Annotated in this window: 7 protein-coding genes and 1 pseudogene; 2 read left to right on the top strand and 6 right to left on the bottom strand. The window is 52.1% G+C overall.

Translation table 11 applies throughout. The features are described from left to right. Nucleotides 1-73: pseudogene (locus tag GOW98_RS26490) on the bottom strand (IS6 family transposase); the annotation flags it as partial. Nucleotides 74-243: 170 nt separating this feature from the next. Here GOW98_RS26490 and GOW98_RS24890 point away from each other — a divergent pair. Further along, nucleotides 244-1,869 (top strand): L,D-transpeptidase family protein, encoded by a 1,626-nt coding sequence (locus tag GOW98_RS24890; RefSeq protein ID WP_254438175.1) that lies wholly within the window; start codon nt 244-246, stop codon nt 1,867-1,869. Nucleotides 1,870-2,908: 1,039 nt separating this feature from the next. On the opposite strand, the gene GOW98_RS24885 is transcribed toward GOW98_RS24890, so the two are convergent. Then, a complete protein-coding gene (locus GOW98_RS24885) occupies nt 2,909-4,180 on the bottom strand; it encodes an adenylate/guanylate cyclase domain-containing protein (RefSeq protein ID WP_170337282.1) in 1,272 nt (423 codons plus the stop codon). A 239-nt stretch (nt 4,181-4,419) separates the two neighbouring features. Between GOW98_RS24885 and GOW98_RS24880 the strand changes: the two genes are divergently transcribed. Then, complete coding sequence (locus tag GOW98_RS24880; RefSeq protein WP_254438174.1) at nt 4,420-6,135, top strand: adenylate/guanylate cyclase domain-containing protein; 1,716 nt, start codon at nt 4,420-4,422, stop codon at nt 6,133-6,135. Between the two features lie 137 nt (nt 6,136-6,272). On the opposite strand, the gene GOW98_RS26430 is transcribed toward GOW98_RS24880, so the two are convergent. From GOW98_RS26430 to GOW98_RS24860, 4 genes are all read right to left on the bottom strand, one after another. Next, nucleotides 6,273-6,755 (bottom strand): GFA family protein, encoded by a 483-nt coding sequence (locus GOW98_RS26430; protein ID WP_217359736.1) that lies wholly within the window; start codon nt 6,753-6,755, stop codon nt 6,273-6,275. Between the two features lie 3 nt (nt 6,756-6,758). Then, nucleotides 6,759-7,052: a hypothetical protein gene (locus GOW98_RS24870; protein WP_170337278.1), complete on the bottom strand. Its 294-nt coding sequence runs from the start codon at nt 7,050-7,052 to the stop codon at nt 6,759-6,761. A 106-nt stretch (nt 7,053-7,158) separates the two neighbouring features. Beyond that, a complete protein-coding gene (locus GOW98_RS24865; protein ID WP_170337275.1) occupies nt 7,159-7,401 on the bottom strand; it encodes a hypothetical protein in 243 nt (80 codons plus the stop codon). 162 nt (nt 7,402-7,563) lie between these two features. Beyond that, complete coding sequence (locus tag GOW98_RS24860) at nt 7,564-8,373, bottom strand: ornithine cyclodeaminase family protein (protein WP_170337272.1); 810 nt, start codon at nt 8,371-8,373, stop codon at nt 7,564-7,566. Between the last annotated feature and the right edge of the window lie 558 nt (nt 8,374-8,931).

The raw sequence follows: 8,931 nt of genomic DNA, 5'->3' as shown, positions 1-8,931 counted from the left end.
ACATCACCGCAAGACGGATGACCTCGGGACTGGTCTTAAAGTATTTGAAGGAGGCTGGTCTGGTCATGGGCAAAAGGCTACGCAACCGCCCTGCCCCGCTCAACCAAATTTCTTCTGACAAGACCGTCGTCGACGCGGCGCGAGCAAGATCCGAGACCAATAAATTCCAATTTGATTATACATAATGTTGAAGTATCTTCCGATGAAGAAACGACATATAGATTGAAGGTGGCGGAGTGGATGATGAAAGTTCTTAAATCAGTAGTTGCAACTGCACTGACTGCAACGCTGATGACATGCCCCAATTTAGGCGCAGCAGACCAAGTCTCGGAACAGATAGAAGCGCTTCTACGGTCAAATACGAATGCGAGTAGTACACTTTCAAACAGCAAGAGTTTGGACGCAGAAATCCTTGTACCTCGTTTCTATACGGCTAGAGAATTTACGCCAGCTTGGACCAGTTTTGAATTGGTTGACGAGCTTTTTGAGGAGTTGGGTGGAGCAATTGATCAGGGCTTAACGCCGAGTGACTTCAAACTAGAAGAGCTTCGATCCGCATTCAAAGCTTCACAGGGTGGCGATGCCTCCAGTCGAGCATTATTCGATATTCTGGCGACTGACGCGGCCGTGAAACTCGTACACCATTTGGTGTTTGGAAAAGTCGATCCAAATGCGCTAGACGACGATTGGAATTTCTCAAAGCCAGTAATTCAACAAGACCCTTCCGTTGTATTGAGCCAATATCTTCAGGGTGAAGGCTTCAGCGCTTTAATTGAACGCATCGATATCGACAACGCGCAATATACTATGCTCGTTGATGCATTGAGCAAATACAGAGCTATCGCCTCAAAGGGGGGCTGGAACACGGTCCCCGAAGAGACGGTTCTGAAGCCGGAAATGGTGGATCCTGCCGTCGCCGAACTGCGCAAAAGGCTAGCGACAGAAGGCTACGATGGAACAAATGAATTTCCAGAAATCAGCCACAACGGTATAAATCCAGCTTGGGTTTATGACGATAATTTGGTGCAACAGGTAAAAACCTTTCAAAATCGCCACGGCTTGGAGGCAGATGGCGTCGTTGGCGGTAAGACCTTCGCGTCTCTCAACAAACCTGTCGAAGATCGCATAAATAAGTTGCGGCTCAGCCTGGAACGAGGGCGCTGGCTCATGCGGGAAATCGACGAAGAATTCGTGCTAGTAAACATTGCAGGCGCTCGTACTTACTTGGTCACGTCCGATGGGACGGTTTGGACCACTCGGTCGATCACGGGATCAGCCTACCGAAAAACCCCAGTGTTCCGAGATGAAATTGAATATATGGAATTCAATCCGACGTGGACCGTTCCCGCCTCGATTTTTCGGAAGGATAAGCTTTCGCGCATCCGCAAGGACCCAGCCTATCTGGCGCGCAACAATTACGTAGTTCGGAACAAAGACGGACAGACGATTCCTGCCAACGCAGTGAACTGGGGGGCAAAGAACCCCGGCGTCACTTTGGTTCAGCAGCCGGGCCCAGACAATGCGTTAGGTTTAGTCAAGTTCATGTTTCCCAATAAATACGCTGTGTACTTGCATGATACCAACGACCGCAGTCTTTTCGACCGAAATGAGCGGAACCTAAGTTCCGGATGCGTGCGTCTTGAGTATCCGTTCGAATTTGCCAGCCTTTTGATGGAGGGAGAGCCCGACTGGAGCCGGCAAAAGATGCAATCCATTCTGGATAGCGGGAAGACAACGCGCGTTAACCTACCCGAGCCCATGCCCGTCCTTTTGACCTATTGGACTGCGTGGGTCGAGGATGGGGTCGTTCATTTCCGTGAGGACCCATATGAACGAGATGCTCGAATACTTGCGGCTTTGGACCGATGAACACGTCATCCTCAAAGAGATGTGCAATTCCATATTCAAACTGCAATAGTTGTCGTCACCAAAATGAACCAGCGCAGCTGCGTTCAGGACACCCAAGCGCTCAACGCGCGGTGCAGCGCCGAGTGGCCGCTTTGGGCCGTCTACTAGACTTTGCAATGTCCGGTTTCTGCGCATTGCTGTAATTGGGGCATCGCGCGGCATCGGTCAAAGTGGGCTCCCTGCCGACCTCGGAGGCAGCGCAGCATCCAAAGGTGAAACCTACCAAGGAGCTTCGAGGACGGCCCAGAGCGGCCATTTGCGCCAGCCGCATCGAAGGTCTGGTTCGAGCCCACAACGGAACTGTCAAAAACTTGCTGCGCGTGCATACAATGCACCAATTCGCCGCACTGCGGAAAAGCGCCCGCCGCAATGCAGAGAGAAATTCGGTCATTCAGGCAGCGTGCAGGAAATTCTGGACTATGCACTCACACAGTGCGGGGCTTTTCCGCCGTTGGTCCGTTTGCGCCGGAGGGCCGCAGACAGCCCGAAGCGGACATTCAAATCCGAGCTTTGCAGCCACCAAGATGCGCGATCAAGCTGCTGGTTTTGCCAGCGCAACTTGGTTCCAGAACCGCTATTCTGGCAAGCCTGCCCGGCGAAGCGCCTCAAAGTAGCGTTCAGCGCCTTCAGAGCCACCGTAGTCCACGTTGCTTCGCCACTTTGAGATCGTTTCACCAGGTTCCATTTGCAGCATTTGCGCCAAAGCCGCAGACGCTTTTTCAGATTCCCCAAGCATTGCGTGTGCAGCGGCCCTAGTGCTGTGGAGTGCGGCATAGTTCTTTGAGAAGCGCAAACCCGCCTCTGCGAAGGCGATAGCATCGCGGTCTCGACCAAGCATTACGCAAGAGGTGGCGGCACCCCCGGAAGCGCCCACGAAAACGGCTCCATATCGGCCCAACCGAAGCGCCGTCTGAAAGCAGCTCAATGCCATTTTAGGAAACCCGGCCCAGTTGTATCCCCAACCCATAAACAAATGAAGGCGGGCATCTAATGGTGCTCGTTACCGGATTTGCTCCAGCGCCACGGAAAGTCGATCCGCATCACCGTCTATATTGTAGTCAGCCACAGCAACACTTAGATCAAGCGTCGGACTTTGCCCCGCCATGTGTCGTCCTGCCTCGATCCAGTGTGGTAGTTTCTCGTAATAGGATGACAGTTCGCGACGAAGATCATAGGTTCTCGCGCCATTCATTGTCCAAATAGCTTCGGCATAGGCGGCAGCGAGGGTTGGTTTGGCTTCGATGGCCCTGGCGTGGTACGACAAGGTCTCTTCGTAGCTGTCGATGCCGGCATCCGACCAGGCGATCATGCCCATCAGGACGCACTGCTCGGCAGTCAGTTCGTCTTCAGGTAAAGGAGAGAGCTTTGCGGTGAGCACCTGGATCAAGACCCCACTAACGGCATCCAACAGCTTTTCCACGACCTCGTCTTGCCAATCGAAGATAACTTCGACCAAACCGTCGAACTTCTGAGTCCAGATTTCGGAACCAGAAGAGTCATCTAAGCGGGCTTCCAGACGCAATCGGTCGCCGTGTCCGCGCAGCACGCAGCGAAGTGCATATCCTTCCGATGTTTCCGTGGAGGTTATTGCCGCGTTTAACCAGTTGATCGTTCGAAAATAAGAACCAAAATCTGAAGTGAGAGCAGCGGCCATTTCCTTTAGCTCAGCGCGTTGGTCGCTGCACGTGACAGGATGAATGGAGAGCTTTGGCAAGCTCGTCTCTGTGAAAGAAGTTGAGCTTTGCGATGCACACAGGTGTGGTCCATCGTGAACCCACACATCCAAGCTGCGCTGGATGTTCTTGAGCTTCTTTTTCCCAACTGCTTTGAAAGCGTCTGCCAGAGTATGTTCGAGGTTCAAATGTACGGGTTCAGAAATTGCGATGCCACCGGTTGGCGCAATGCTCTCAAGCCGTGCGGCAATGTTCACACCGTCACCCAGGATGTCATCACCTTTTTCTGTGATGTCACCCACATGAACACCGATCCGCATGTTCATTAACGAGTGTTCAGCCAACTGCTCTTGTAGCTGCAAGGCTGCGGTTACAGCTTGCGCCGCACTGTCAAATTGCACCAGCCAACCATCGCCCATACTCTTTACGACACGACCAGATTGGCCTGCTATCGTTGGGGTGACGATGTCGCTTTCGAGGTGATCAAGCATTAGAATTGTGGCTTGCTCATCTTTATGCATGAGCGCCGAATACCCAACGACATCCGCTGCTAGTATCGCCGCCAACCTTCGTTGCAAATGTTGTCCCTTGTCCGACATGCGTTCGAGGATAGATGATGCGGCCTTTTACTCCAACTGCCTGAATACGAGGTTCGCTCAGGGCTCTTTACTGACGCTCTCCGCCCTTGGCATCAGCGTCAGTTCGCAGCCCGAACCCTAGATTCGTAATCAGACTTTACAGTTTCCAGCTGTGTATCAAGCCGCTTGCAAGGAAATGCGTGAAGTCCGGGAAGTCATGTAGTCTTTTCCACGCGACCTGTTTTGCGTTACGAATAGACATGAACGGAGACCGCAGACTTTCCGCAGTACTCTCGGCCGATGTAGTAAACTACTCAGGCCAGATGAAGGCAGATGAAAACAGGACTCTCAGCGAACTTCGTGTTCTACGTCGAGAGTTATTTGATCCCTTGGTTAGCGATCATCGCGGTAGTATCGTTAAGAGAATGGGTGATGGATGGATTGTCGAGTTTAACTCGGTATCTGACGCAGTGCGGTGCGCGCTTGACCTTCAAAGCCAAGTGTCAACTCAGTCCTCACTGAAACTACGAGTAGGTGTTCATCTTGGAGATGTCGTATTCGACGAAGATGACATTTTCGGCGATGGAATCAACATAGCTGCGCGGCTGCAAGAAGCTTCCAATGAAGATTCTGTATTAATCTCAGATGTCGTCCATCGCAGCCTTGACGAGCGCCTCGCAGAGCAATTCCATCGCGCTGGAGAGCGACAGTTCAAGAATGCTCCATCGGCAATCGAAGTTTTTCAATGGTCGCCTCCAGGTTCTGCCCCACCAAGAGTGGCACCGGCCGGCCATGCGACGTCTCGGCTCATTGGCGTCCTACCTTTTGATAATCTTTCTTCTGACCCCGATCAGGAGTTTTTTGCCGATGGCATTACCGAAGAGATCATCACCACTCTGTCAAAACTCCCGAACTTACTGGTCGTCGCACGAAACTCTACATTCGTATACAAGGGTCGCTCCGTTGACGTGAAACAGGTCGGTCTGGAGCAAGGTGTCGATCTTGTTCTTGAGGGAAGTGTCCGTCAAAGCGAGAACCGAGTGAGGATCACAGCGCAGCTAATAAACGCGAAATCCGGAATGCACATTTGGGCAGATCGGTTTGACCGCCTGATAGAAGACATATTCGAGGTTCAGGATGAAATCGCTCTTAGGATTGCAACCGAACTACAAGTCGAACTGTTGGCGGGAGAAATGGCACGTTTCAGAGGGGCCGGCACGAAAAACCTAGGCGCGTGGACTGCTCAACTGAAGGCCGTGGAAGCCTCGCGCAAAATTACTAGGGAAGCACAGGCCGACGCTCGTCGGTTTGCACAACAGGCTATTGCACTCGATCCAGGTTACTCCGCTCCTCTTTGTACTTTGGGCTTCATTTGCACTGTCGAAGCAAGACATGGTTTTGTTGCTAACCGGCCTGCGGCGCTGACAGAGGCTCGGGACTGCGCGCAGAAGGCTCTGGAAATAGATAGCTACAACCCAGAGGCTCACGCTATTGCCGGTTTTGCTGATGCAATTGATGGCAAGCTGGTATCGGCTGTCGGAAAATTCAATAAAGCGCTGGCTCTCAATCCGAACCACGCTGATGTGGCGGCCAGATTGTCACTCACATTGGCGTTCAATGGACGGGAAAGAGAAGCGATCCGCGTCGCGCAGCAGGCCATTACCCTCAACCCTCATTATCCAGGTTGGTACGCGGGCGTTTTGGGTTTAGCCCTTCGGCTCGACGGTCAATACGAGGAAGCCAAGAAGGCGTTTACAGAGTATGGCCAAAGGGTTGAAGGCTTCGGACACCTTGACCTCGTAATCGTCCATGTCGAGACGGAAAACCTCGACGCCGCTCGCGATGAGGCAAGGAATGTGATGAAATTCCGCCCTCAGTTTTCCATTTCGGACTGGGCAAAAACTCAACTTTTCTCTGATAGTGAAAGGCTGGAGAAAGACTGTGCGTCTTTGCGACTAGCCGGCTTGCCTGAATAAGAACAACGTTTCGCTGTGGCAGGACAGTTTGTGATGAAAATCGATCTCAAACGTATCCGATTTGGGCTCGCGTGGGCCATTCGCTTATTTTTACTCGGCGGCGGGTCATAGCTTGAGGCGAACTTTCATTTTTATGGTCAGTCGCTAAACACCGCGTTCAACCTTGTCCAGGCGTTTTCGGGCCACACCTCTTTGAATTCGTAGAAGTTCTCAAAGCTCAGGATATCAGGGTTAAGTGGAACCCAAGACTGTTTGCTAGATGTGAATATCTGTGCGTCCGGTGGACAAAGGTCAGGGTTATCCAGTGTGCCAACACGAATGTACCTAACTTTACCTAGCCTCACCATGTACTCGCTGAATACAGCCGTACCACATATCGCGCATCTTGTGATTTTTTGGCCTTTACCACTTGGAGTAGCCAGCGTGTGATTGGTAGCCTCGCCTCTCCACGTCACGCGCTCTGTTTTGATTACGGCATTTAGAACGTAGGCGGACCCGGTTTGCTTCTGACATTCCTTGCAGTGACAACAATGAACAAACATTGGTGGCGAAGACATTTGATAGGTCAATTGTCCGCACCCGCAAGAACCGGTGAATTCGGTTGCTTTATCCAGAACCATGGATCACTCCACCAAATCGTAGTGTTTGATCAGCCTGCTCTCGACCAACTCAGCTTCAGCAGGGTCGATATGGGGAGAATTATAGTCCTCGCCAACGAAAGCTTTGAGTGACACCAAGTCCTTCCAGACCATCACAAAACTAAAATCTCTTGGGCTATCGCCGTGTGGTGCACCAGGCAAAACCTGAACGATCACTTCGGTTCCTTTCATCATTGGAATCGCGGTTTTGTAGAAGAACTCTGTAAATTCTTCTTCCTTGCCGTCTCTAACTCGCACCTGAAATATACGCATTATCATGCAGTGTCCTCCCACAGAAAAATAGGTGCCTGCAAAAATGCCTCTCATCAGATCATATTATTACATCGGATATTTGTCCCGACTGGGCACAGAAGTGCCAGGCTCTTCAACTGACAGACTGATCGCGATGCGGCATCAAGATCGACTTCTCGAATTTGGCTGATGGTCGCCAGCTCAACTTTGCAAAGTCTGCTTTTTGCGCATCGCCGACGTTGATGGCGACCGCAGCATCGGTCGCTATGGGCTCAAACCGGACTTGTGTAGCCACAGCGAGGTGAAAGACGGCGCAAGTGTTGGCTATGCAGACGAAGCTGCCGTTCGGTGCATGGTGGCGGATGTCCGCTTCCACTAATCTTCAGAGCGAATTGCCCAAATTGGCGGCCTTTACACGGAAAAAAGCTTCTACGGCGATTGCAGTGTCCTGTGCGCCGGTTCCCGTCAAATCGCAGATCGTCACGGCACCAGTTGGTCGCGAAAACTGTTCCGTTCCTGAAATGATCTCACCAAGTTCTTAAATCTTTCTGCTGGCGTCGCCCAAATTCTGGAGCTCACCGCCTATCACGCACTGATCAAACACATCACAAGCCAAAACCTCCGCACGCTCAAGTACTTTCGGGTGTAGTTCATGTTTGCCTGGCAGATCAGACCCCATAGCAGTGATGTGCAAATCGGAGTGGAGCCACTCGGCCATGATGATAGACTCTGTCGCAGGCGTCGTGGTGACGACAATCTGCGCGGCGGTCACCAACTCCGAGAGAGATTGGCAAGGTTCCACCGGAACTCCGAGCTTATCCGACATTTCGGAGCAGTAGTTCGAAACAGACGCTGCACTGCGCCCGAAAACCAACAGGCGGACAAACCCACGCACCAGGGCGAGGCTTTCGATCTGATATCGCGCCTGCACGCCGGTGCCGACCACACCGACGGTTGTGACTTTCTTGGGTGCCAGATGTTTGACGGCCACCGCACCTGCAAGTCCGGTGCGCAGGTTCATCAAGTACCCGTTGTCTAGAAATACACAATCAAAGGCACCAGTCTTTGCGTTAATCAAAGCAATAATACTGCTGCAACTAGGCAGTCCGATCTGCGGATTCCGAAAGAAGCCGGTGGCGACTTTAACCGCAAGATGCTCAAGGCTATCAACACATGCACCTTTCGTATCGACGGCACTATCTTCATCAATGTCGATATGCATTACCGGAGGCATCGAAACGCGCCCTTCCGAAATCCATGAAAAGGACAGTTCGGTTGCTTCGAGTGCCCCTTGGTCTATCGGAAGGCAACTTCTTAACTCGGCTTCGGTAACGATCAAAGTGCCCATCGCATTTGCTCCTCACTACGTAAGCGAAGGATAATGGATGGGGGGCGTGAGTGTCATCCGCGATGTCGGAAACCATGCATTCGCGGCGGAGCAGCAATCCGGCAAAAAGGGCTCCGAGCGGACCCAGGAGCCGTTGCAGAAAGAGTCCCTGCCCCGCCAATGACTGAGCACACGGATGACAGCCCATTGCAGACCTTGCGTACCGTCTTTCAATTCTGCAATTGCAGCCCACATTGCTGCCGTTCGCCGCATGAGCCAGTCCGGAAACCTCTCGAACTCATCTTGCGCGGACCATAACATGAGATCGTTGCGTACTGAGTAGCGAAGTACCGGGCAAAAATCCGTCTCCTTTGACATATGTACAACAGGCATCCTTAGAAGATCAGTTGCTCGCTGGATTTCATCCTTTGGTTGAAATTAGGGTGCCGTATTGTATCAGAAATCGGGCATGGAAAATGCAGCGTCTTTATCGGTGCTGCCAGACAAATGCGAACCAGTCTCTGTAAGGACAGGATGACTGCCCCTTATTCCGCGCAAAGACCGCGCCACTCGGAGAGA

The sequence above is a fragment of the Ruegeria arenilitoris genome (assembly GCF_013032445.1).
In the GTDB taxonomy this organism is placed as follows: domain Bacteria; phylum Pseudomonadota; class Alphaproteobacteria; order Rhodobacterales; family Rhodobacteraceae; genus Ruegeria; species Ruegeria arenilitoris_F.
This window is presented reverse-complemented; position numbering and strand designations above follow the sequence as displayed.